General features: G+C 74.9%; 20 protein-coding genes. 10 read left to right on the forward strand and 10 right to left on the reverse strand.

Features of this window, described 5'->3' with window-relative positions; translation table 11 throughout:
- Positions 1 to 135: 135 nt before the first annotated feature.
- Positions 136 to 888 (reverse strand): alpha/beta hydrolase, encoded by a 753-nt coding sequence (locus ACZ55U_RS28920; protein WP_465530588.1) that lies wholly within the window; start codon positions 886 to 888, stop codon positions 136 to 138.
- A gap of 202 nt (positions 889 to 1090) precedes the next feature.
- Positions 1091 to 2305, reverse strand: coding sequence for a glycosyltransferase (locus tag ACZ55U_RS28925; protein ID WP_465530590.1), 1215 nt, complete (start codon positions 2303 to 2305; stop codon positions 1091 to 1093).
- 200 nt (positions 2306 to 2505) lie between these two features.
- Between ACZ55U_RS28925 and ACZ55U_RS28930 the strand changes: the two genes are divergently transcribed.
- Complete coding sequence (locus ACZ55U_RS28930; RefSeq protein WP_465530592.1) at positions 2506 to 3309, forward strand: nucleotidyltransferase family protein; 804 nt, start codon at positions 2506 to 2508, stop codon at positions 3307 to 3309.
- A 44-nt stretch (positions 3310 to 3353) separates the two neighbouring features.
- Here ACZ55U_RS28930 and ACZ55U_RS28935 read toward each other — a convergent pair whose 3' ends face one another.
- Positions 3354 to 3860, reverse strand: a complete 507-nt coding sequence (locus ACZ55U_RS28935) for a hypothetical protein (RefSeq protein ID WP_465530594.1) — start codon at positions 3858 to 3860, stop codon at positions 3354 to 3356.
- 144 nt (positions 3861 to 4004) lie between these two features.
- Here ACZ55U_RS28935 and ACZ55U_RS28940 point away from each other — a divergent pair, with 144 nt between their 5' ends.
- Both ACZ55U_RS28940 and ACZ55U_RS28945 read left to right on the forward strand, forming a co-directional pair.
- Positions 4005 to 5168, forward strand: coding sequence for a sensor histidine kinase (locus tag ACZ55U_RS28940; RefSeq protein ID WP_465530596.1), 1164 nt, complete (start codon positions 4005 to 4007; stop codon positions 5166 to 5168).
- A complete protein-coding gene (locus ACZ55U_RS28945; protein WP_465530598.1) occupies positions 5159 to 5803 on the forward strand; it encodes a response regulator in 645 nt (214 codons plus the stop codon). Before ACZ55U_RS28940 ends, ACZ55U_RS28945 begins: the two co-directional genes overlap by 10 nt.
- A 25-nt stretch (positions 5804 to 5828) precedes the next feature.
- Here ACZ55U_RS28945 and ACZ55U_RS28950 read toward each other — a convergent pair whose 3' ends face one another.
- The 3 genes from ACZ55U_RS28950 to ACZ55U_RS28960 all read right to left on the reverse strand — a co-directional run bounded on the left by ACZ55U_RS28950 (position 5829) and on the right by ACZ55U_RS28960 (position 10494).
- Positions 5829 to 7703, reverse strand: coding sequence for an ABC transporter ATP-binding protein (locus ACZ55U_RS28950; protein WP_465530600.1), 1875 nt, complete (start codon positions 7701 to 7703; stop codon positions 5829 to 5831).
- 462 nt (positions 7704 to 8165) lie between these two features.
- Complete coding sequence (locus tag ACZ55U_RS28955; RefSeq protein WP_465530602.1) at positions 8166 to 8648, reverse strand: YbaK/EbsC family protein; 483 nt, start codon at positions 8646 to 8648, stop codon at positions 8166 to 8168.
- 7 nt (positions 8649 to 8655) lie between these two features.
- Positions 8656 to 10494: a 2-isopropylmalate synthase gene (locus tag ACZ55U_RS28960; RefSeq protein WP_465530604.1), complete on the reverse strand. Its 1839-nt coding sequence runs from the start codon at positions 10492 to 10494 to the stop codon at positions 8656 to 8658.
- 181 nt (positions 10495 to 10675) lie between these two features.
- Here ACZ55U_RS28960 and ACZ55U_RS28965 point away from each other — a divergent pair, with 181 nt between their 5' ends.
- From ACZ55U_RS28965 to ACZ55U_RS28990, 6 genes are all read left to right on the forward strand, one after another.
- Positions 10676 to 11359 (forward strand): FadR/GntR family transcriptional regulator, encoded by a 684-nt coding sequence (locus ACZ55U_RS28965; protein WP_465530606.1) that lies wholly within the window; start codon positions 10676 to 10678, stop codon positions 11357 to 11359.
- A 431-nt stretch (positions 11360 to 11790) separates the two neighbouring features.
- The gene (locus ACZ55U_RS28970) at positions 11791 to 14649 is read left to right on the forward strand and encodes a sensor histidine kinase (protein WP_465530608.1); all 2859 of its coding nucleotides are present in this window, start codon (positions 11791 to 11793) and stop codon (positions 14647 to 14649) included.
- Entirely contained in the window at positions 14646 to 15107 is a 462-nt protein-coding gene (locus tag ACZ55U_RS28975) for a roadblock/LC7 domain-containing protein (RefSeq protein ID WP_465530610.1), read from the forward strand. The genes ACZ55U_RS28970 and ACZ55U_RS28975 overlap by 4 nt, the downstream gene beginning before the upstream one ends.
- Before the next feature lie 5 nt (positions 15108 to 15112).
- Positions 15113 to 15655 (forward strand): DUF742 domain-containing protein, encoded by a 543-nt coding sequence (locus ACZ55U_RS28980; RefSeq protein ID WP_465530612.1) that lies wholly within the window; start codon positions 15113 to 15115, stop codon positions 15653 to 15655.
- 2 nt (positions 15656 to 15657) lie between these two features.
- Positions 15658 to 16251 carry a GTP-binding protein gene (locus tag ACZ55U_RS28985; protein ID WP_465530614.1) on the forward strand — a complete coding sequence of 198 codons (594 nt, stop codon included), beginning with the start codon at positions 15658 to 15660 and terminating at the stop codon, positions 16249 to 16251.
- Between the two features lie 62 nt (positions 16252 to 16313).
- Complete coding sequence (locus ACZ55U_RS28990) at positions 16314 to 17447, forward strand: FAD-dependent monooxygenase (protein ID WP_465530616.1); 1134 nt, start codon at positions 16314 to 16316, stop codon at positions 17445 to 17447.
- A 110-nt stretch (positions 17448 to 17557) separates the two neighbouring features.
- Here the strand turns inward: ACZ55U_RS28990 and ACZ55U_RS28995 are convergent, their stop codons facing one another.
- The gene (locus tag ACZ55U_RS28995) at positions 17558 to 18358 is read right to left on the reverse strand and encodes a serine hydrolase (protein ID WP_465530618.1); all 801 of its coding nucleotides are present in this window, start codon (positions 18356 to 18358) and stop codon (positions 17558 to 17560) included.
- A 216-nt stretch (positions 18359 to 18574) separates the two neighbouring features.
- On the opposite strand from ACZ55U_RS28995, the gene ACZ55U_RS29000 reads away from it, so the two are divergent.
- Positions 18575 to 20272 carry a PKD domain-containing protein gene (locus tag ACZ55U_RS29000; RefSeq protein WP_465530620.1) on the forward strand — a complete coding sequence of 566 codons (1698 nt, stop codon included), beginning with the start codon at positions 18575 to 18577 and terminating at the stop codon, positions 20270 to 20272.
- Between the two features lie 110 nt (positions 20273 to 20382).
- On the opposite strand, the gene ACZ55U_RS29005 is transcribed toward ACZ55U_RS29000, so the two are convergent.
- From ACZ55U_RS29005 to ACZ55U_RS29015, 3 genes are all read right to left on the reverse strand, one after another.
- On the reverse strand, positions 20383 to 21378 hold the full coding sequence (locus ACZ55U_RS29005) for a phosphotransferase (protein WP_465530622.1): 996 nt from the start codon (positions 21376 to 21378) through the stop codon (positions 20383 to 20385).
- A 49-nt stretch (positions 21379 to 21427) separates the two neighbouring features.
- Positions 21428 to 21856 carry a nuclear transport factor 2 family protein gene (locus ACZ55U_RS29010; protein WP_465530666.1) on the reverse strand — a complete coding sequence of 143 codons (429 nt, stop codon included), beginning with the start codon at positions 21854 to 21856 and terminating at the stop codon, positions 21428 to 21430.
- 95 nt (positions 21857 to 21951) lie between these two features.
- On the reverse strand, positions 21952 to 22713 hold the full coding sequence (locus ACZ55U_RS29015) for an HAD hydrolase family protein (RefSeq protein WP_465530624.1): 762 nt from the start codon (positions 22711 to 22713) through the stop codon (positions 21952 to 21954).
- Positions 22714 to 22840: the final 127 nt, after the last annotated feature.

Consider the following 22840-nt stretch of genomic DNA (forward strand, 5'->3'; position numbering starts at 1 on the left):
GACAGGGCGCTGAGCTGCAACAATCTGTTGAACCGACTGCCGGTCAAGTTCGTTGCAGGGAGAAATCCTTTGCGAAGTTTTACTGAGCGTTGGCACGGGCCGCGCCGGGGCCCGTGCTCACCGCACAGGAGTCACTCAGCCGGCACTCAGGTGCCGGGTCAGGAACCGCTCGGACGACTCCAGTTCGGCCTCCGGCACCTCCAGATGGCCGCCGGGGTTGGCGTGCAGGGTCTTCTGCCGCGAACCCAGCGCGCCGAACAGCGCGAGCGCGCCCTCGCGCGGCACCAGCTGGTCGTCCCACTGCACCAGGAACTCCACCGGCACGCCGACCCGCTCCGCCGCCTCCGTCTGCGGCCCGTGCCCCGTCAGGCCGAACACCGCGACGACGATGCGCGGTTCGGCCGCCACCAGCGGGATGCCGATCACGCTGCCCAGCGACAGCCCCCAGTACCCGACCGGTCCGAGGCCCTCCCCTCCCCCGGCCCGGGCCTCCTCGCCCAGCGCGTCCAGCACCGCCACCCACTCCGGCACCGCCCGCTCCGCGAGCGCCGCCGTGTGCCGCGCCACCCACGCGCTGACCGGCCGGCCCGCCGCGATCAACTCCCCGATCTCGGTGGCGAACCGCTCGTCCTGCGCGCTGCGCCTCCGATCCCCGTGCCCCGGCGCGTCCAGCGCCACGGCCGCGAAGCCGTGCTCCCGGACGCACCGCCCGGCCCGTTCCACCACCCCGGGCCCCAGCTTGTGCCCGCCGCCCCCGTGCCCCAACAGCACCAACGGCCGCCCGCCGAGCGGCAGCCCCTCCGGCTGCCAGAGCACACCGGGCACGCCGTCGAGGGTGAAGCGGCGCTGCGCCACGCCGTCCGCGCTGGATTCCGAGGTGAAGTGCACTCCGCCATCATGGCTCCCAACACGCGTTCGAGTCCCGGCTTTTCCGCCTTGCGGCGGAATCGGCCGCCCGGCACTGTTCGGCCCGCCCCGGCCGCCGGTCAGCGCTCTCGGCCGCCGCCGGGCTCCGGACGGGGGGCGGAGGTGCTCACGAAGGAAGCGAAGAGCGGTCGGGACGAGAGGTCTCCGCCGCCGGCGCCCCGCCTCAGCCCAGCAGCAGCTCCGCCGCCACCGCCGCGCCGTCCGTGCGGACCCCGGCCGCGAAGGCGGCGGCGCGCTCGCGGGTGCCGGGGGCGAGGGCGCGGCTCAGGGCGGCGGTGAGGGTCTCGGTGGTCGGGGTCGGGCCGTCGTGGGCGGCGCCGATGCCCGAGTCCGCGACCCGCGAGGCCCAGTAGGGCTGGTCGACCATCTGCGGGACCAGCACCTGGGGCGTGCCGGCCCGGGCGGCCGTGGTGGTGGTGCCCGCGCCGCCGTGGTGGACGACGGCGGCGACCTTCGGGAACAGCGCCTGCTGGTTGACCTCGTCGACGGTGAAGCAGTCCCCGGCCCCGTCCACCCCGGCCAGCCGGGCCCAGCCGCGCCCGAGCAGCACTCGGCGGCCCTGGGCCCGGACGGCCTCCACGGCCACCCGGGCGGCGCCCGCCGCGTCGTGCAGCGGCATGCTGCCGAAGCCGACGTACACCGGCGCCTCGCCGGCCGCCAGGAAGGCCGACAGCCGGGCGGGCAGCGGGCGTTCGTCGGGGAGGATCCAGGCGCCGGTCTGCACCACCTCGGGCCACCCCGGCTCGGCCGGGCTCGGCCACGGCCCGAGCATCGGGTCGGTGGCCAGCCACGGCCGGCCGGTGAGGACGTGGTCCCGGACGTTGTCGACCTCCGGCAGCCCGACCGCCGCCCGGTGACGGTTGACCGCCTCGCCGAACAGGGCGTTCATCGTGCCGACGTCGAGCGCCCACAGCTCCCGGGGATCGGTCACCTCCGGCGGGCGCGGCAGCATCGGGTACTCGAACGGCCGGTGGTGCGGGGCGGGCAGCACGGTCGGCTGGAGCGCGGCGTACACGAAGCGGGCGCCCACGCGCTCCGCCGCCGCCTGCGCGCCGGCCGCCGCCGGGAACAGGCCGGTGGCGACCACCGCGCCGCCCGGTTCGGCCGCCTCCAGCACCGCCGCGTGGAACTGCCCGACCAGCGCGGCGGCGCGCCGGGGCAGGTCGGAGGGCTCCGGGCGCGGCCCGGTGACCAGTTCGCGAACCGACCGCCCGACCGGCACCGGTTCCACCCCGGCCTCGCGCAGCCGCGCCGAGAACTCCTCGTCCGGCGGCGCGCACACCCGAACCTCGGCGCCCAGCGCCTCCAGCCGCAGCGCCAGCGCGGCCATCGGCTCGACGTCCCCGCGCGACCCGTACGTCGCCAGCACCACTCGCACGTCGTGACTCCCCGTCCCGTTGCGTTCCTGAGCCCGGTGATTCTGCGGCATCGCCGGGGCCTTGCGGCAAGGCCCCCCGTGCGCTATAGGTTGAGAGTGGCGAGGAGTGGGCGCACCTCCGTGAACGCCATTGCCGCGCAGCGGACTTCCCGGCCGCGTCCGGCACCGAAGGTCGACTGACGATCTGTCAGACTCGCCGCATGCACGCGATCATCGAGTCCATGGCCGAGCAACTCACCCGGGTCCCGGGCGTGGTGGGGGTGATGCTCGGCGGGAGCCGGGCCCGGGGCGAGGAGCGGCCCGGCTCGGACTGGGACCTCGGGGTGTACTACCGGGGAGCCCTCGACCTCGACGCGCTGGGCGCGCTCGCCGGGCCGGAGGTGGCGGTGGCCGGCCCGGGCGGCTGGGGTCCGTGGGTGAACGGCGGGGCGTGGCTGCGGATCGACGGGGTCGCGGTGGACTGGATCCTGCGGGACCTCGACCGGGTCGAGCAGGTGTGGGCGGACTGCCGCGAGGGCCGCTACGAGGTGGGGACGCAGGCCGGGCACCCGCTCGGCTTCTGGTCGCCCTGCTACCCGGGCGAGGTCGCGCTCGGGCGGCCACTGGCCGACCCCACCGGCGAGTTGACGACGCTCAAGCGGCGGACGGCCGACTACCCGGAGCCGCTGCGCGAGGCCCTCACCGCCGCCACCTGGGAGGCCGCCTTCCTGCTGGAGACCGCCGCGAAGAGCGCCGCCCGCGCGGACTCCCTGCACGTCTCGCTCTGCCTGTCCCGGGCCGTCGGCATCCTGATCCAGGCCCTGTACGCCCACCACCGCCGGTGGTGCCTCAACGAGAAGGGCGCCCTCGCCGTCGCCGAGCGACTTCCCGACACCCCGGCGGAGTTCGGACCGACGGCCCGCTCACTCCTGGCCGCCCCGGGCGGCACCGCCGCGGAACTCGAAGCCACCCTCGCCCGCGCCCGGGAGCTGACCCGGCGGACCGTGGCGGCGCTGGGCCGCTGAGCCTGCGGACCGCCCCCGGACGGAGCGGAACGCACGACCGTCCGTCAGCCCCGGTACCAGGCGACGGTGTGCGCGTGGCCGGGAGCCGACACCACGTCGAGGGCCGCCGCCCTCAACTCCTGCTCCCACTCCCGCCGCACCGCGGACGGCCACACGTCGAAGCAGCCCGGGCAGCAGGCCTGGTCGGCCGCCGCCAGGAGCCGCCGTTCCTGCTCGGTCACGTCATGGAGGAAGGAGCGGTGGAGGATGTCGAACGCCTCCCCGGGGGTGATCTCCCCCGACGTCAGCCCGGCCGCCGCGTGGTGCAGCACGGCGCGTTCGACGAAGGCCTCGTCCGGCACCGGCAGGCCCAGGTCGGCCAGCGCCTGCCGGAGCAGTTCCGCCAGCTCGGCCGAGCTCTCGCCGCGACCCGACCGCCCCGCGAGGTCGCACAGGGCCGGCGAATCCCCGCCGATGCCCGCTGCCAGCAGGTTCGCGGCGGCCATCGGCAGGTCCTCGGGCATGACCAGACCGGCGGCGTACTGCCAGCCCAGGGTGAAGGCGTCGTCCATCGCACCATCCTCACCCGGCCGCCGGAGCCGGGGCCAGCGAATATGCCGGCCGGAGCCGGGCGGGACCGGCACCGCCGCCCCCGCCCGCACCGCCGCCCCGCCCGCGCCGATCCCGTGAGCTCGGACCCCGTAAGCTCGGACCCCATGCAGGGGGACGCAGCAGACCGGATGCCGAGGCCGCGCCGCGCCGTGGGGTTCCTGCTCGGCGTCCCGAGCGCCGCCCTCGCCGCCCTGTACCTGCTCCTCACGACCGCCGCCCTCGGCCCGTTCCTCCTCCGGCCGCGCCACCGCCCCTACGCCACACGGCGGTTGATGCCCGGGGCGCACCGGCTGGCCGCCCTCGAACGGGCCCGGCGCCGGTTGTTCTTCGGCGACCACTTCCCCCGCCACTACCGGGCCGAGGACGCCAGGCTGCTGCGCTACCTGGTGGCACGCGCCGGCGGCGGGCTGGTCGCCGGGGCGGTGCTGGCGCTGCTGGTCTTCGGCGCGGGGCTGGCCGTGCTGCTGGCCGGCGGGGTGCTGCGCGGCTCGCTCGGCTGGGCGCAGCTGGCGACCCAGGTGCCGCTCGGCGGGGTGCTGCTCTTCCTGGCCGTGCAGGGCCTGTTCTCGCTGGCCGCCCTGGACGCCCGGCTCGCCCGCGAGTGCTTCGGCCCCTCCGAGGCCGAGCTGCTGCGCCGCCGGATCACCGAACTCGCCGACAGCCGGGCCGCGGTGGTGCGGGCGGTGGACAGTGAGCGGCGCCGGATCGAGCGGGACCTGCACGACGGCGTCCAGCAGCGGGTGGTGGCGCTGGCGATGCTGCTCGGCCGGTCGCGGCGCGGACTGGAGCGCCACGGGGACCCGGAGCGTACGGCGGAACTGCTGCGCCAGGCGCACCGGGAGGCGCAGGGGCTGCTGACCGAACTGCGCGAGGTGGCCTGGCGGGCGTACCCGTCGGCGCTGGACGCCCTGGGGCTGGAGGAGGCCCTGGGCGGGGTGGCGGAGCGCTGCGCGATCCCGCTGCGGCTCCACTACGACGTGGCCGGCCCGCTGCCCGGCCCGGTCCGGACCGCGGCCTACTTCGTGGTGTCGGAGTGCGTCACCAACGCCGCCAAGCACTCCGGCGCCTCGGCGGTCTCGGCCCGGGTGGTCCGGACCGCGGCGCTGCTCACCGTCCGGGTGGCGGACGACGGCCGCGGCGGCGCGGACCCGGCGGGCAGCGGCCTGACCGGTCTGCGCGGGCGGGTCGCCGCGCTGGACGGCACCCTCCACGTCCACAGCCCCGCCGGGGGCCCGACCGTCATCACCGCGGAGCTGCCGTGCGCGTGACCCTCGCCGAGGACTCGACCCTGCTGCGGGAGGGGCTGGTCCGCCTGCTCACCGAGGAGGGCCACCAGGTGCCGGCCGCGGTCGGTGACGCGGCGGCACTGCTCACGGAGGTCGCGCGGCAGCCGCCGGACGTCGTGGTGGTGGACATCCGGATGCCGCCGACCCACACCGACGAGGGGCTCAGGGCTGCGGTGGAGATCCGCGAGCGGTGGCCGGACACCGGGGTCCTGGTGCTCTCCCAGCACGTCGAGCGCGGTTACGCCGCCCGGCTGCTGGAGACGGGTGCGGAGCGGGTGGGCTATCTGCTGAAGGACCGGGTGGCCGAGGTCGACGACTTCCTGGACGCACTGGTGCGGATCGCGGCGGGCGGCGCGGTGATCGACCCGGAGGTGGTCCGGCAGCTGGTGGTCCGCACCACCCGCGCCGATCCGCTGGCCCGGCTGACCCCGCGCGAGCGCAGCGTCCTAAAGGCGCTCGCCGAGGGCTGGACCAACACCGCCGTCGCGCAGCGGCTGCACATCTCGCTGAGCGCGGTGGAGAAGAACCTCAACGCCGTCTTCGACAAGCTGGACCTGCCCCGCACCGCCGACCACAACCGCCGCGTCCTGGCCGTCCTGCGCTACCTCGGCGGGTAGCCGGCCGCCGGACGGCGGCGCGCGTTCAGGGCTTCCCCGGCTCCCGGGCCCGGAGCGCCGTGACCGGGCGGACGGCCGAGGCCGCCCCCGGGCCCCCGCCCGGAGCCGCCGCCGAGCCCGCGCCCCGCGCGCCGTCCGGGCCCGGGTCCGGTCCGGCGGCGTCCGGCGGGTGCAGCGTGAGGACCTGCCCGGCCAGCGGCAGCAGGGCCCGGTCGTGGGTGATCAGCACCGTGGTGCGCCCCGCCATCAGGCGGCGCAGCGCGGGGACGAGCTGTTCGACGGTGTGCGGGTCCAGGCCGCTGGTGGGTTCGTCCAGGACGAGGACGGGGGTGTCCCGCAGGAAGGCGCGGGCGATGGCGACGCGCCGGCTCTGGCCGCCGGAGAGCTGGAAGCCGTCGGCGCCGATCTCCGTGCGGTAGCCGTCCGGGAGCGCGGTGACGAAGTCGTGGGCTCCGGCGCTGCGGGCGGCGCGTTCGATGTCGGCGGGCGGCGCGTCCGGGCGGCCGTAGGCGATGTTGTCGGCGATGGAGCCGTGGAACAGCGGGGCCTCCTGGGGCAGCAGCGTGACCGCCCGGCGCAGCGAGACCAGGGTCAGGTCGCGCAGGTCCTGCCCGTCGAGGCGGACGCTGCCGGCCTGCGGGTCGAGGAAGCGGACCAGGAGCTTGGCGAGGGTGGACTTGCCGCTGCCGCTGGGCCCGACGACGGCCAGGCTCTCGCCGGGGCCCAGGTCGAAGTCCAGGCCCGTCAGGACGGGCGGGCCGGGCAGTCCGGTGGCGCCGGGGTAGCCGGCCCGGACGTCCCGGAGGGTGACCCGGCCCCGGACCGGGCCGGTGTCCCGGGCGGTGGGGCGCTCGCGCACCGGGCTGGTGAGGTCGTGGAGCTCCAGGACGCGCTCGCCCGAGGCGCAGGCCGTACCGGCGAGCGGGACGAGGGCGGCGAGCTGCTCGACGGGCTCGAACAGCTGGGCCATGAAGGCGGCGAAGGCGAGCAGGCCGCCGAGGCTGAGGTGCCCGTGGACGACCTCCAGCGCGCCGACGCCCACCACGGCGAGCCCGGCCAGCAGCTGGAGCACGCCGACGAACGGCTGGTAGAGGTCGGCGACCCGGGCGGCGGCGAGTTCGGCGGCGAGCAGGGCCCGGCCCTCCCGGTGGACCCGTTCGACCTCGCGCTCCTCCTGGCCGCAGGTCCGGGTGACCGCCGCGTTGCGCAGGCTCTCCTCCAGCAGTGCGGTCACCCCTCCGGCCCGGCGCTGGACCTGCCGTTCCCGGCGCCGGATGCGGCGCCCGAACAGGCTGGTGGACAGGACGAACAGCGGGGCGGCCAGCAGGGCGGCCACGGTGAGCGGCCAGCTCAGGTAGAACGCCGCGCCGGTGAACAGCAGCAGGCTGACGGAGGCCACCGCGCCCTCGACCAGCCCGGTGGCGACCATCTGCTCGATCGCGGCGATGTCGGTGGTCAGTCGTGCGACCAAGTCGCCCCGCCAGCGGGTCTCCAGGGTGTCGGGCGGCAGGGTGTGCAGATGGGCGAGGGTGTCGGTGCGCAGCCGCAGCATGACGCGCTCGGCCGTCCTGGTGCTGGTGTAGGTGCCGGCGTAGGTGAACAGCGCGGCGGTGGCGGAGGCGCCGAGCATCAGGCCGGCCAGCGGCCAGAAGTCGGCGAAGCGCCGGGGCACCAGGACGTCGTCGATCAGGTCCTTGAACAGCCAGACGGAGACGACCTCGCCGAAGGCGCCGAGGACGAGCAGCAGCCCGCTCACCGGCAGCCAGCGCGCGTCGGGGCGCACCCACGGCCAGAACCGGTGGTACAGCTCCCGCAGCGGGATGAGGGGTGAGTCCGTCACCGGACCCTGGTCGTCGGTCTCGTCCGCCCCCCGGTCGGCCTTGGGCGCCACATCGCGCATGGACACGGTCCGTTGCTCTAGGAAGCAGCGTGGCTTCGTGGTGGGGCGCGCCGTCGTCGCGACGGCGGCGGCTTCGTTCCCAGGGTGAGGGGCCGGCGGTGGCGCCGCCGGCCCCTTGTGATGGTGCTAATCAGAACTGCCGTGCAGCAGCCCCGCCGAACTCACCGTCACCACATACCGAAGCGACGACGGTGGTGCCCACGGCGGTTGCGACGACGACGGCGGCGATCTCTGTCTTCACGACGACCGAAGTAACTCATCACGGCTTCTCTCTCTCGTCTCGGCGGCACTCCTGTGCGCCCGAGACCGGCGCTGACGGCGCGGTCACGGGGACCTGGAGGCCGTTGCCCGTGGTCCGACCGTTCCGGCCACCGGGTCGGCGACGCGGGGAACGGTTCGTTCCACTCCTCCAGTATCCGCCCGCCGTCGATGTCCGCAGCCCGAGAGCGATCGGCCTTGCGGTTACGGCGCCACGACGGTAGACGGCGTACCGCCCGTGACGGTGAGCAACTCCCGGTACGTCATCGGTACGACGGTGTGCGGGTGACCGGCCGCGGCCCAGAGCACCTCGTAGGCCTCCAGGGCGGTGTCGACGACGGTGCGCAGCCGGCTCGGGTGGCCGGTCGGGGCGACGCCGCCGATGGCCTGGCCGGTGGCCTCGCGGACCTGGGCGGCGCTCGCGCGCTCGATCGGGCCGGTGCCCAACTGCCGTGCCAGGTAAGCGGTGTCGACCCGGTGGGCACCGCTGGTCATGACCAGCAGCGGGGCGCCGTCGCAGTGGAACACGAGGCTGTTCGCGATGGCGCCGACCTCGCAGCCGAGCGCGGCGGCGGCCTCGGCCGCGGTGCGGGCGGAGTCGGGCAGGACGCGGATCTCGCCGGGTACGCCGGCCGCCGCCAGGGCTTCGGCGACGGCCTGGCTGCGGGCGGGGAGGGAGGATGTCATCGGCCCATCATGCCTTCCGCGCCGGGGAGACCGGGGAGCCGGGGGAGGCGGGGGAACCGGGGGACGCCGTGGAGGCGGGGGACGCCGGGGAGGCCTGCGGTGCCCCGGCGGCGCGCGCGACGGCGCTCAGCACCGCCCGGACGCCCGCGGTGAGCACCGAGGCGTCCCGGCCGACTCCCCACACCACCCGGTCAGGCGATCCGCCGGGCCCGCCCGAGCCGTCCGGACCGTCGGATTCACCCGAACCGCCCACCCGGGCCTCCACGTAGGCGACCGCGTCCCGCCCGGGGCCGACCGCGTGCTCGCTGAAGGAGAGGATCTGCGCCCCCACCGCGTCGGCCACCGCGTCCAGCGGCCCGGCGCCGGTGCCCCGGCGGCCGTCGACCTCGGCCCAGTCCTCGCCGACCCGCCACTTCCGGTCGGCCCCCGCGTCCAGGTACTCGGCCCGGAACAGCCCGTACAGCTCCTGCGCGCTCACCTCCCGCCCGCTGTCGTCGGTGGCCTCCTGCACCACCCGGGCGAACTCGATCTGGAGGCGCCGGGGCAGTTCCAGCCCCTCCCCGGTGTGCAGCAGATGGGCGATCCCGCCCTTGCCCGACTGGCTGTTGACCCGGATCACCGCCTCGTAGTCCCGCCCCAGGTCGGCGGGGTCGATCGGCAGGTAGGGCACCGACCAGGGTGCCTGCCGCTGCGGGACGCCCAGGGCGGCGGCCGTCTCGGCGTGGTGGGCGAGGCCCTTGCGGATGGCGTCCTGGTGGGTGCCGGAGAAGGCGGTGTGCACCAGGTCGCCCGCGTACGGGTGCCGCTCGTGGACGGGCAGCCGGTTGCAGTGCTCGACGGTGCGCCGGATCTCGTCGATGTCGGAGAGGTCGAGCATCGGGTCGACACCCTGGGTGTGCAGGTTGAGCGCCAGGGTCACCAGGTCGACGTTGCCGGTCCGTTCGCCGTTGCCGAACAGGCAGCCCTCGACGCGCTGGGCGCCGGCCAGGACGGCCAGTTCGGCGCAGGCGACGCCGGTGCCCCGGTCGTTGTGGGGGTGGACGGAGAGGATCACCGCGTCGCGCCGCTCCAGGTGGCGGTCCGTGTACTCGATCTGGTCGGCGTACACGTTGGGGGTGGCGATCTCGACGGTGGCCGGCAGGTTGTGGACGACGGGCCGCTCCGGCGCGGCGTCCCAGAGCCGGGTCAGGCCGTTGCAGACCTCCAGGACGTAGTCCGGCTCGGTCAGGTTGAACACCTCGGGCGAGAACTGGAAGCGCAGGCCCTCCCGGTCCTCCCCCAGCCTGGCCATCAGCGTCGCGGCCTCGGTGATCAGCGCCCGCAGCTGGGCGCGCTCCTTGCCGAGGACGACCTGCCGCCACTGCGGCGCGGTCGCGGTGTACAGGTGGACGACCACCCGGGGCAGGCCGGCGACGGATTCGAAGGTGCGCCGGATCAGGTCCTCCCGGGCCGCCGTGAAGACGACCACGGTGACGTCCTCGGGCACCGCGCCGGGGGTGGTGGCCAGGCGGCGGACGAAGTCGAAGTCGGTCCGGCTGGCGGAGGGGTAGCCGACCTCGATCTCCTTGAAGCCCATGGCCAGGAACAGGTCGAACATCCGCTGCTTGCGCACCGGGTCCATCGGTTCGGCCAGCGCCTGGTTGCCGTCGCGCAGGTCGACGGGCACCCACAGCGGGGCCCGCTCGATCCGCCGGCCGGGCCAGCGGCGCAGCAGGGCGGGCACGTGGACCCGCTCGTGGGCGGGGCGGTAGCGGTGGGAGGGCATGGTGCCGCCGCGCTGGGGGTTCCAGGCGGGGGCGGCGGCCGGGACGGGTCCGGCGGGGGCGTGCAGGGTCGGGAAGCGCATGGCGGGTTTCCTCGGGCAGGTACCGGAGACCGGCAGGACGGCGCCCCGCAGCGGGGTGCCGGTCAGGTCACGCCCCGCTGCGGCCACCAAGAAGAAGGCCCCCCGGGGTGGGCGTCCACGGCTGCATGCCGGGTAGACTAGCCACGACCCGAGTCCTCAGACAACCTGACAGGTGAAACCGATGGCCGCGCTCCGCCCCTCCCCCCTCGCCGAACAGGCCGCCGCGCGACTGGAGGAGCAGATCCGGGCCGGCCAGTGGCCGGTGGGCGGGAAACTGCCGGGCGAGGTGGCGCTGGCCAAGGAGCTGGGCGTCGGCCGCTCGACCGTCCGGGAGGCGCTGCGCACCCTCGCGGCGGCCGGGATGGTGCAGAGCCGCCAGGGCTCCGGGGTGCTCGTCACCGCCGACCGGCCCACCGGGGACTGGGCCGCCCGGCTGCGCCGCGCCGAGCTGGCGCACGTCTACGAGGTGCGCACGGTGGTCGAGGTGCAGGCGGCCCGGCTGGCGGCCACCCGCCGCACGGAGGCGGACCTCGCCGCGCTCGACGCCGCGCTGGCGGCGCGCCGGGCGGCGGGCGGGGCCGACGACGCCGCCTTCGTGGAGGCCGACCTCGCCTTGCACACCGCCGTGGTGGCCGCGGCCCACAATCCCGTCCTGGATGACCTCTTCGCCCAGTTCGCCCCGGTTCTGCGGGAGCAACTGGCTACCCTGGTCGGGCTGTTCGGCCTGCGCGCGGAGGATCCGGACCACGGCTACGACTCCCACGCCGACCTCGTCCGGGCCCTGCGCGCCGGTGATCCGGAGGAGGCCGGGCGGGTGCTGGCGGCGGAACTGGAGGCCACCCGGTCCCGGCTGCTGGCGCACTGACGGCCGGTCGGCGGCCCGCGCGCGGCTCCCGGTGGGGGCGTCACACACTTTTCACACCCTGGTCATCCTTCGGCCGCGCGCCTCATTGACACTGTGTCACGCGAGCCCCGGAGCACCTGCTCCGCATACGTACGGTCAACAATTGAATGACATTGTGCCCACCGCGTGTACAAGCACGGCCCAGGTGGTGAACGGGTTTTCACTCCCATCAAACGATATGACTAGTATCGCTTCGTCAAAAAGCCCGTGACCCCGGACGGCCCGCCCCTCACCGGCCGGCCGCCAGCCCCAAGGAGTCAGCTCTGCGCGCGCGTGCGAATCGGCGGCCCCCGACGCCGAAGGGCCCCCGCAGGCGTCCACGCCTGTCCCTGCGGACGGCGCTGCTCGTCCTGGCCGTCGTCCCCAGCATCGCCCTGGTCGCCCTCTGGGCCGTGACCAGCGGTGAGACCATCGCCGACTTCCAGCGGCAGGCCGACCAGGCCACCGTCGCCCAGAAGGCCGGCCAGCCCTCCAACATCGTCTACTACAACCTCCAGGAGGAACGCCGGCTCAGCGCCGAGGCGCTCGCCCGGCCCGGCTCCGACACCGACCGGCTGCGCCACCAGCGGCAGCTGACCGACGACGCCGTCCGGCAGTTCCAGACCCTCTCCGGCGCGACCGCCGACAACGCCCCCGCCGAGGTCCGCGCCGCCGTCGCCGAAGCCCGCCAGGCCATGGGCAAGCTCGCCGAGCAGCGCGCCGCCGTCGACCGCGCCACCACCGACCAGCAGAGCGTCTACGCCTACTACACCGACCTGATCAGCGTCGACCTGCGGCTGTTCACCGCGCTCAGCCACGTCGACACCGGCGAGGTCACCTGGCTGTCCAAGACCCTGGTCAACTCCTTCTGGGCCAAGGAGATGCTCTCCCGCGAGGACGCCATCCTGGCCCGCGGCTGGCCCAGCGGCCGGCTGTCCATCGCCGACTACCAGCAGGTCCAGCAGCTGATCGGCGCCCAGGACCACCTGCTCGACGTCCAGGTCATCCCGTACATCCCGGACTCCGAGGCCCAGGCCTGGCGCGACCTGGTCAACAGCCCGTCCTGGCAGGGCAAGACCGCCGTCGAGCAGGCCCTGCTCAAGCCCACCGCCGCCGACGCCAACGGCACCGTCAAGATCCCCGCGACCCAGGACCAGTGGCGCCAGGCCCTCGACGGGCTCAACCCGCCGCTGGTCAAGGCGATCGAGGAGCGCACCAACGGCACCATCGAGGTCGGCAAGGGCGCCATCCTCGGCATGCTCACCCGCGTGGTGCTGACCACCGTCATCGGCCTGATCACCGTCGTGGCGGTCGCCATCGCCTCCTGGCGCCTGAGCCGCTCGCTGCGCCGCCGCATCAAGGACCTGCACACCCAGGCCGAGGAGATGCGCCGCACCCTGCCCGAGGTGGTCGACCGCCTCGGCCGCGGCGAGCAGGTGGACGTCGAGGCGGAGGCCCAGTCCATCGAGTCCGGCCCGGCCGACCACCGCACCGACGAGCTGGCCCGCCTCGGCCAGGCGCTCAACCTGGCCCGCTCCGCCGCCCTGGAGGCCGCCGTCGGCCAGGCCGAGCAGCACCGCGGCTTCGAGCGGCTGCTCCAGCGCATCGCCCGCCGCACCCAGCTGCTGATCGGCCGCCAGCTGCGCAAGCTGGACGAGCTGGAGCGCAAGCACGACGACCCGGAGGTCCTGGAGGGCCTCTTCGACCTCGACCACCTCACCGCCCGGCTGCGCCGCTACGAGGAGAACCTCGTCATCATGGCCGGCGGCCAGCCCCAGCGGCGCTGGCGCAAGCCCGTCCCGCTGCTGGACGTGCTGCGCGCGGCCCAGGGCGAGGTGCAGGACTACCGCCGGATCTCGATCGACATCGAGGGCCACCCGTGGCTCTCCGAGCGGGCCGTCGGCCCGGTCGCGCACGTGCTCGCCGAGCTGATGGAGAACGCCACCACCTTCTCCAAGCCGCCCGCACCGGTCGAGGTGCGCGCCGCCATGGTCGGCCGCGGGCTCGCGATCGAGATCGAGGACCGGGGCCTGGGCATGGACCCGGAGCAGTACGACCAGGCCAACGAACTGATGAGCCGCCCGCCGCGCACCGACGTGCTGGCCCGGGCCGACGACATCCGCCTCGGCTTCCACGTGGTCGCCCGGCTGGCCTCGCTGCACGGGCTGAAGATCGAGTTCCGCCCGTCCGCCTTCGGCGGCACCCGGGTGGTCGTGCTCGTCCCCGACGAGCTGGTCATCGAGGGCGACACCGGGCTGCCGGACGGCGCCGGCGGCATCGCCGCCGAGCCGATCCCGCTGGTGCGCCGCTCGCGCCGGGCGGTGCGCTCGGCCTCCGACGAGGCTCCCGCCCAGGTGCCGGCCGGGCCGCCGGTCGCACCGGTGGAGTCCTTCCCGCACGGCGGCTTCGCCCCCCGGACGGCTCCGGTGCCGCTGCCGGCGCCCGCCGCCGGGGCGGAGGCACAGGCCGGCCTCCACGGGACGGCGCTGCCGGAGCAGCCGTTCCGGCCGGCGGTCGACCAGCCGTCGGCACCGGCCGCTCCGCTCGCACCGGCCGCGCCGCCCGGGCCGTTCACGCCGTTCGCGGCGGAGCGCTCCGAGCAGTCGTACCGGCCGGAGCAGCCCCTCCCGGCGGAGCAGCCGGACCAGCACGACCAGCCGCACCGCTCCGGACAGCCCGGACAGCCCGGACAGCCCGCCTCGCAGGTGCCGCCCTTCCGGCCGGAGCAGCCGATCGAGCACACCTCCCCGGCCGACCCGACGCCCGCGCACGACGCCCCCGCCTACCCGGACATCGCCTACGCGCGGGTCACCGAGGCCGAGGCCCCGTACGCCGACGAGCAGTACCGCCCGGCCGACCACTACCGGCTGGCCCAGCGGCGCCGCGAGTACCCGACCTCGGTGCCGTACAGCCCGGCCGAGAACGGCCAGCCCCCGCTGCCGCAGCGCGTCCGGCAGGCGAGCCTGGCGGCCGAGCTGCGGGTGCCGCCGGCCCAGCCGCAGTGGGTCGGGCGCCCCGCCGGGGACGCCGGGCCCGCGGGCCCGTTCCAGCGCACCGAGCGCACGGGCCGGCGCTCCGGCGCGGCGATCGGCGCCTTCCAGCGCCAGTCCCGCGCCGCCCGGGCCCAGGACAGCGGCGAACACCCGCTGCCCGCACCCACCACCCCGGCGGCCCCCTCCGCCGTACCCGCCGGTCCCCCGGCCACCGCCCCGTCCCCCTGGGCCCTCCCGGCCGCGGACTCCCGAACCACACGAACGGATGAGCAGTCATGAACCGCACGATCGCCACCCACCAGGACCTGGACTGGCTGCTGGACGGACTCGTCGACTCGGTGCCCGGGACCAGGAACGCCGTCCTGCTCTCCGACGACGGCCTCGTGGTCAGCCACTCCCGCACCATCGAGCGGGCCGACGCCGAGCGCCTGGCGGCCGTCGCCACCGGCCAGCAGAGCCTGGCCCGAGGCGTCGGACAGCTCTTCGACGGCGGCCCGGTGCACCAGGTGATCGTCGAACTCGCCGAGTGCTGGCTGTTCGTCATCGCCGCCGCCCAGGGCACCCACCTGGCCGTGGTCGCCTCCCAGGAGGCGGACGCCGAGGTGATGTCCGTCGCGATGCACACCCTGGTGCAGCAGGTCGGCCAGAAGCTCAGCACCCCGGTCCGGAGCGACGGCACCGCCGCCCCCGCCGCCCCGGCGTCCTTCGACGCCTTCGCCGCCCGGAACCGGGGCTGACGCAGGTGGACCCGTACGGGAACGACGCCTGGGGGGACGGCTCCGAGGAGGACCGGCCGGCCGGTCCGCGGCCCGTCCCCGCCGCCGGCCCGCAGTCCGGCTGGGACGACGGCTGGCGGCGCGGCGCGGTGCCGCACTGGAGCGACCTGGCCGAGGACGAGGCGGAGGACGAGACGGGCACCATGGTGCGCCCGTACACCATCACCCGCGGCCGGACCGCGCCCGAACGCGACGACCTGACCCTCATCACCGTGCTCACCACGGACGAGGAGAAGGCCGACGCGGCCCTGGCGCGGGGCAGCCGCGCCGGTGTGCGCGGCCTCCAGCCCGAGCACCGGCTGATCCTCGAACACTGCCGCCGCCCGGCAGCCGTCGCCGAGGTTTCGGCGGGCCTGGACCTCCCGGTCTCGGTCACCAAGATCCTGCTGGGCGACCTGGTCGCCCAGGGCCTGCTGAAGGCCCGGGCACCGCTGTCGGTGGCCCGGGCCGCCGGGGGCATGGACCTCGGCCTGCTCACGGCCGTACGCGAAGGACTCCGGAGACTCTGAACATGGCAACACCCCACTCCGCCACCGACGACCCCGCCGCCGCTCCGGCCGCCGTCAAGATCCTGATCGCGGGCGGCTTCGGCGTCGGCAAGACCACCCTGGTCGGCTCGGTCAGCGAGGTCACCCCGCTGCGCACCGAGGAGTACCTGACCCGGGCCAGTGTCGGCGTCGACGACCTGGCCGGCGTCGACCAGAAGACCACGACCACCGTCGCGCTCGACTTCGGCCGGATCACGATCAGCCCCGAGCTGGTCGTCTACCTGTTCGGCACGCCCGGCCAGGAGCGCTTCTGGTTCATGTGGAACGACCTGGTCAACGGCGCCCTCGGCGGCATCGTCATCGCCGACACCCGGCGGCTGGACACCAGCTTCGCCTCCATCGACTTCTTCGAGAGCCGGGGCATCCCGTTCGTGGTCGCGATCAACTGCTTCCACAACACCAACACCCGTACCCCCGAGGAGATCCGGGCCGCGCTCGACCTCGACCCGCAGGTGCCGATGCTGCTCGGGGACGTGCGCGAGCGCGCCTTCGGGCGGGACCTGCTGCTGGCCCTGGTCGACCACCTGATGGACCTCGCCGCTGCCCCCGTCGGCTGAACCCGCCCCGGCCCACCGCGAACCGCCCCGAACCGCCCGAACTTCCTTCCGGAGCACCCCACATGACCACTCCCCTGCGCGTCCTCGTCCACGGCGGCGGCATCGGCGGCCTCACCCTCGCCACCGCCCTCGCCGGGCGCGGCCACCAGGTCGACGTCGCCGAGCTGCGCGAGCAGCTGGAGGCCCTCGGCGTCGGCATCATCCAGCCGTCCAACGCCCTGCACGTGATGCGCGAGATCGGCGTCCTGGACGACTGCCTGTCCGTCGGCTTCGAGTGGGAGGTGCTGACCATCTGCGACCCGGCCGGCGCCACCCTCGCCAGCATCCCCCAGCCCCGGATGGGCGACGCCCCCTCCAACAACGGCATCCCGCGCCCGGCGCTCGCCCGGGTGCTGGCCGACGCCGCCGTCAAGGCCGGCGCCACCCTCCGGTTCGGCACCACCATCGCCACCCTGACCGAGGACGCCGACGGCGTCGAGGCCGCCCTGACCGACGGGCACACCGGCCGCTACGACCTGGTCGTCGGCTTCGACGGCATCGGCTCGCCGCTGCGCCGCCGGCTGTACGGCGAGAAGTACGCCCCCGAGTACACCGGCTTCGCCAACTGGCGCGTCACGCTGCCGCGTTCGCCCGAGGTGCGGGGCGTGGTGATGTCCACCGGCAACCTCAGGGCGAAGGCGCTGCTCACCCCGATCAGCGCGGAACTGATGTACCTGGGCGCGGTCTTCGCCGAGGCCGAGGACTTCCGCCCGGACCCGGAGCGCGCCCACGAGCAGCTGCGCGAGCGGCTGGCCGGCTTCGGCGGCCCGATCGCCGAGGCGCTGGCGCAGGTCACCGACCCGGCCGCGGTGGTCTACTCGCGGATCTCCCAGGTCACCGTCGAGGAGCCCTGGCACGTCGGCCGGATCGTCCTCGCGGGCGACGCCGCCCACGCCTCCACCCCGCACCTGGCGCAGGGCGCCGCGATGGCCGTCGAGGACGCCCTGGTGCTCGCCCAGAGCCTCGACGCGGCCGACACCGTCCCGGCGGCCCTGGCCGCCTGGGAGGAGCGCCGCCGCCCGCGCGCGATGTGGGTCCAGGCGCTGTCCCGGGCGATCCTCAAGCAGGAGACGGGCACGGCGACCACGCCGGAGGAGGACGAGCTGCTGAAGGTCGGCGTCCCCGGCGCCGCGCACGTCCTGGTGCGGCCGTACTGACGGCTCGGAGCTGACGGTCCATCGATCCCTGACGGGCACTCCGATCGTGGAACACGGGCTCGGCGAGGCGGTGTTGTGACGCCCCGCCGGGCCCGTCGCGCGTCCGGGGCTCAGCCCGCCGGTCGCAGCGGGGCCGCCGGGGCCGCCGGCGCCCACGGGGTGATCTGGTCGCGCCGGTCCCACACCACCCGGGAGATCCGGGCGAGCAGCCGGGCCGCCGGGTCGGTGCGGTCCGTGCCGTCGGCCAGCGGGCCGGTGTAACAGACGGCGATCAGGTAGGGCGGGCAGTCCGCCGCCTGGACCAGACCGACGCTGTGCCGGGCGCCGGGGATCCAGCCGTTCTTGAAGGCGATCCGGGTGTCGGGCGGGAGGCCGGCGGCCAAGTCCACCCGGAAGTCGTTCAGTTCGAGCAGGGCGAGCAGCTCCGGTTCGCCCGCCAGCGAGCGCAGCAGCCGGACCAGGTCGTGGGCGCTCACCCGGTTGTGCACGCCCCGGGCGCGCGCCGCGTGGTCCTCGATCCCCCGCGGGGTGGAGCTACGGGTGGCTCCCGCGCGGCGCCACACGTCGGCGACGGCCTGCCGGGTGGTGCGGGCCAGGCAGAGGTTGGTGGCGAGGTTGGACGAGTGGGTGATCATCCGCTCGGCGAGCAGGCGCAGCGGCACGTGGGTGCCGAGCAGTTCCCAGGGCAGCGGATCGCTGTCCCAGTCCGGATCGTTGCCGAACTCACCCCCCACGACGGACTCGAAGCGGTTCACCACCGGCACCTCGGCGTCGAGGTCGGCGCCGCTTCGGCAGAGCGCGGCGAGCACCGCGACCTTCATCGTGCTCGCGGCATCGTGCAGGACGTCGGGATTGCGGGCGAACACCGGCTTCGAGTCGCCCGCCCAGGGGGCCACCACCACGGAGAGCATGGAGGAAGGGTAACCCCCCGCGCACGAACGTCGCCTTCGTCTCTTAATCGTGCAAATGCGACGTCAATTGATGAATCGTCCACCGATCGCCCCCCGGAAAAACGAGGTCCCACGGACCGCGAACGACCTGTACTCTCTGAACGCACGTTCGAACTGTGTTGATTCCGTTCGACTAATCACACAATTGTGGGGGATTCGGTGCACAATCGCCGACTTGTGGTTCTCGCCGCCTTCGTGGCGGCCGGTGTTGGTCTCGCCACCTCCGGGACGGCCCAGGCCGCCGGACCGGCCTCGAAGCCGGCCTCGCCCTCCGCCGCCAACGCGGCCGGACTGGAGGCGATCAAGAAGCTGCCCGCCAAGACCTACAGCAGCGCCGCCGACCGTACCGTCGTCACGGCGAAGCCCGGCCAGCGGGCCAACGCGGCGGCGCCCGCCCAGGGCGCTCCGGCCGCGCCCCTCGCGGCGACCATCGGGGTCGGCCTGAACGCCTCGCTCTCCAGCGCGCACGGCATCGACCTCGAAACCCTGGTCACCCCCAGCGACACCTCCACCGTCGCCGTCACGATCGCCTGGGGCGACGGGACGTCGGACACCTTCAACGCCTACGTCGCGGGCGGCGGGACCGACAAGCGCACCACCAAGCACAAGTACACCAACGTCGGCCGGTACAACGTCACGGTCACCGCGACGGACTCCGCGCACTCCGTCCAGGCCACCAACACCGTCGCGCTGGAGACCCTCGGCTCCGAGTTCACCCCGCACACCCCCACCCGCCTGCTGGACACCCGGTCGGGCATCGGCGCCCCGCTGGCCAAGGTCCCCGCCCGCGGCACGGTGGCCCTGAAGGTCGACGGCGCCGCCCAGATCCCCGTCGGGGTCGACGCGGTGGTGCTCAACGTCACCGTCACCAACGCCACGGCGGACGGCCACATCTCGGTGCAGCCCACGAAGTCCCAGGCCGAGACGGCCGCGACGTCGAACCTGAACTTCGTCGCCGGCCAGACCGTCCCGAACCTGGTGGTGGCCAGCGTCGGCGGCGACGGGTACGTCTACCTGTTCAACTCCAGCTTCCAGTCGGTCGACCTGCTCGCCGACGTCACCGGCTACTTCGCCGCCAAGACCGCCAGCGGCTACAAGTCGGTGACGCAGACCCGCGTCGTCGACACCCGCTCGGCCATCGGGGCGCCGCTGGGCCAGGTCCCCGGGCTGAGCAGCTTCGACGTCCAGCTGGCCGGCCGCAACGGCGTGCCGGCCGGGGTCACCGCCGTGGCGGTCAACCTGACGGCCACCGGTCCGCAGGACGCCGGCCACCTGATCGCCTACCCGACCGGGCAGGCGGTGCCGACCACCTCCAACCTGAACTTCACCGGCGGCCAGACCGTCGCCAACGCGGCGATCGTCCCGGTCAGCGCCGACGGCAAGATCACCATCCGCAACGGCAGCTGGAAGCCGACCGACGTGGTGCTCGACATCGTCGGCTACTACACCCCCGCCAGCCGCTCCGCCCTGGTGCCGATCGGTCAGCCGGTCCGGCTCCTCGACACCCGGCTGCCCGACGGGAGCGGCAAGCCCGAGCCGCTCACGGCCCGCAACTACATCGCGCTCGGCCTGGAGGGCGACACCACCACCCCGCAGGTCGACGGCTGGGTGCTGAACACCACCGTCACCAACACCGCGGGGCCGGGCTTCCTGTCGGTCAACCCCGACCCGAACTTCTGGTCCAACTACCAGAACGGGACGGCCGTCACCCCGGACCGTCCGATCTCCTCGACGCTGAACTGGACGGCCGGCCAGACCGTCCCGAACCTCGCGCAGACCTCGGGCGGCAAGGGCGGCATCGTCGACTTCTGGAACCAGGGCTGGCAGAACGTCGACCTCCTCGTCGACCTCCAGGGCTTCTACCAGTCGAACTGACCCGACGGACGGTCCGGGCCTGACGGGCCGAGCCTGACGGGCCCGGGCCGGGGCGGTGTTCCGTACTCCCGTACGGAGCGCCGCCCCGGCCGCTGCGCTCCCGGCCGCGCTCAGCCGCCGGCCAGTTCCAGCGCCCGCCGCAGGTTGTGCTCGGCGATGCCCGCCATCGCAGCCCGCGCCGGGAAGTCCCCGTCGAGCAGCCGCAGCGGCCCGGCGGTCAACGACAGCCGCTGCGCCAGGGTGTAGAGGGCGAGCCGGTCCTCGTCCAGTCCGTCCACCGCCAGCGGACGGTAGTCGGCCTCGCTCAGGCGGATCCGCAGGAAGACGTGCTCCCACTCGACGTCGAAGTACATCGCGCCCTCCAGGTCGATCAGCACCGGGCGGCCGGCCGCGTCCACCAGCACGTGGTCGGGCCCCAGTTCGCCGTGCACCACCACGTGCTCCGCGCGCGGGCGCACCGCCGCCGCCAGGTCCAGCAGCCGCCGCGCCAGCCGCTCCCGGGCGTCCGCGATCCGGGCGTCGCGCGCCGCCGCCTGCGCGAGGTCGCGCAGCGCGCGGTCCAGGACGACGCCCTCGCAGGAGACCCCGTGCGAGGCCCCGCCGCCGTCGATGACCGCCACTTTTCCGTACCCGGGCGCCCGGTGGCCGCGCATCGCCGCGAGCGCCTCCCCCAGCCGGGCCAGCACCGGGGCGCCGGCGCGCGGATCGCGGGCGAGCAGTTCTTCCAGGTTCTCGCCGGGCACGTCCTCGACGACCACCAGGTCCGCCAGGCCCGCGTGCCCGTCCTCGTCCTCCCGTCCGTCCTCGTGCCCGAGGTACCGGATCGCCGGGACGCGGACGCCGAGCGCGGACAGCCGGGCGTGCGCGGCCTCGAACAGGCCGGCCCCGAGCCCGGGGGAGAACGGGTCGGCGAGGTCGTCGTCCCCTTCGGCCGTGGGCCAGTGGTTCTCGGCGGCGGCCCACCGGTAGGCGATCGCCGACGCCCCGTCGTCCATCACCAGGCGGTACACGCCCTTCTTGCTGCCGCCCGCCAGCCGTTCGACGCCCGCCAGCCGCCGTCCGCCGCCGAACGCGGCCCGTGCCGCACCCGCCAACCGTTCCCGCACCGCCGTCCCCACCTCTCCTCGCCCCGCTTCTCCTCGCCACCGCCAGGCGCTACCGCCGCAGGTGGCGGCTCACGTCACCGACCAGGGTGATCCGCACCCGCCGCTCCACGAACCGCCACCGGCCGTCCGCCCCGCGTGCGAAGCGGTCGTGGTACCGGCCGGCCGCGACGGCCTGCAACGGCAGCTCGGGCAGCGCCTGGAACACGGTGACGTACGAGCGGGCCGCCGCCGTCCCCGCCCGCTCGTCGACCTCGACCGCCACGTTGCCGGTGAGGTGCTGGGTCCGCGGCGTGCCGTCGGCGTACACGACCAGCGTCTCCCGGAACATCGCCTCGATCGCCTCGGCACCGCTCACCGGCCCGCCGCTGCCGACGAAGGTGGCGTCGGCGAGCAGCGCGCCCAGCCCCGCGAAGTCGCCGTCGTCCACGAGTTCGGCGTAGCGCGCGATCAGGTTCTCGATCTCGCGGTGGCTCGGCATCCGGCCGGTCGGTGCGGACACGTTCTCCCCCAGGGACGGACGGGCAGTCACCCCTCGACCCTCCCACGCTCCGGCCGGCGGCCGGGAGGAGGGGGTCAGGCCGCCTCGGCCAGCCGGGATATCTCCGCGGCGACGGCCTCCGGTTCGGCGGCGACGGTGACGCGGGCGACGCCGTCCAGCCCCGGGTGGGCGCCGACCCGGACCGAGTGCCGGGCGTTGCGCAGCAGGTCGAGGTCGTTGATGTCGTTGCCGAAGGCGTCGTAGGTGTCGATCCCAAGCGAGCTCAGCGCCTCCCACTTGTTGGTGGTGCCCGGCGCGAAGTCGATGATCGCCTCGTCGAGGTGGTGGTTGACGGCCATCCCGAGCGCCCGGCAGGACTCGGCCAGGCCCGTCAGGTCGGTGGCGTCGACCACCAGGAACTTGACCACGGCGGGGAGTTCGGCGAGCGCCACCCGGCGGGCCAGGCCGCCCTGGTCGACCCGGCCGCGGATCGGGTGGTCGGCCGGCCCGGTGTACGCGTAGTCCCACGGCCCGTCGGCGAGGTAGCCGGCCCGGAACCGCTCGACCTCGGTCAGCAGCCTGCCGAGTTCGCCGGCCTCGAACGCGGCCCGGGCCCGCACCTGGCCGTCGACCGAGACCAGGCTGCCGTTGCCGCCGATCAGCGTGGCGGCGGGGAAGGCCCCGTCGAGGACCGGCAGCAGGTCGCGGACCGGCCGGGCGGAGGCGAAGACCAGCCGGTGTCCCGCCCGCTCGCAGGCCTCCAGGGCGGCGAGGATCCGTTCGTCGATCGTCCGCCCGTCGAAGCAGAGCGTGCCGTCGATGTCGAAGACCGTGGTGGGATCGCTGGAAGTCGTCATCGTGTGATCGTATCCGGCGGCTTTCCGGCGCGGTGGCGGCGGGCGACGCCCTGGTCGGCGCGGCGCCGGGTACGACGGCGGCCGGCCCGCGGTCACGGCCCGCGGCCGTCGCGGCATCCCACCGGGC

It is taken from the genome of Kitasatospora sp. NPDC034533 (assembly GCF_055575155.1).

Coding starts and splice junctions, on each gene's coding strand:
- ACZ55U_RS28930 (WP_465530592.1), top strand. CDS start 2,506: ATGCACGCGATCATCGAGTCCATGGCCGAGCAACTCACCCGGGTCCCG.
- ACZ55U_RS28935 (WP_465530594.1), bottom strand. CDS start 3,860: ATGGACGACGCCTTCACCCTGGGCTGGCAGTACGCCGCCGGTCTGGTC.
- ACZ55U_RS28940 (WP_465530596.1), top strand. CDS start 4,005: ATGCAGGGGGACGCAGCAGACCGGATGCCGAGGCCGCGCCGCGCCGTG.
- ACZ55U_RS28950 (WP_465530600.1), bottom strand. CDS start 7,703: ATGCGCGATGTGGCGCCCAAGGCCGACCGGGGGGCGGACGAGACCGAC.
- ACZ55U_RS28955 (WP_465530602.1), bottom strand. CDS start 8,648: ATGACATCCTCCCTCCCCGCCCGCAGCCAGGCCGTCGCCGAAGCCCTG.
- ACZ55U_RS28960 (WP_465530604.1), bottom strand. CDS start 10,494: ATGCGCTTCCCGACCCTGCACGCCCCCGCCGGACCCGTCCCGGCCGCC.
- ACZ55U_RS28965 (WP_465530606.1), top strand. CDS start 10,676: ATGGCCGCGCTCCGCCCCTCCCCCCTCGCCGAACAGGCCGCCGCGCGA.
- ACZ55U_RS28975 (WP_465530610.1), top strand. CDS start 14,646: ATGAACCGCACGATCGCCACCCACCAGGACCTGGACTGGCTGCTGGAC.
- ACZ55U_RS28985 (WP_465530614.1), top strand. CDS start 15,658: ATGGCAACACCCCACTCCGCCACCGACGACCCCGCCGCCGCTCCGGCC.
- ACZ55U_RS28990 (WP_465530616.1), top strand. CDS start 16,314: ATGACCACTCCCCTGCGCGTCCTCGTCCACGGCGGCGGCATCGGCGGC.
- ACZ55U_RS28995 (WP_465530618.1), bottom strand. CDS start 18,358: ATGCTCTCCGTGGTGGTGGCCCCCTGGGCGGGCGACTCGAAGCCGGTG.
- ACZ55U_RS29010 (WP_465530666.1), bottom strand. CDS start 21,856: ATGCCGAGCCACCGCGAGATCGAGAACCTGATCGCGCGCTACGCCGAA.
- ACZ55U_RS29015 (WP_465530624.1), bottom strand. CDS start 22,713: ATGACGACTTCCAGCGATCCCACCACGGTCTTCGACATCGACGGCACG.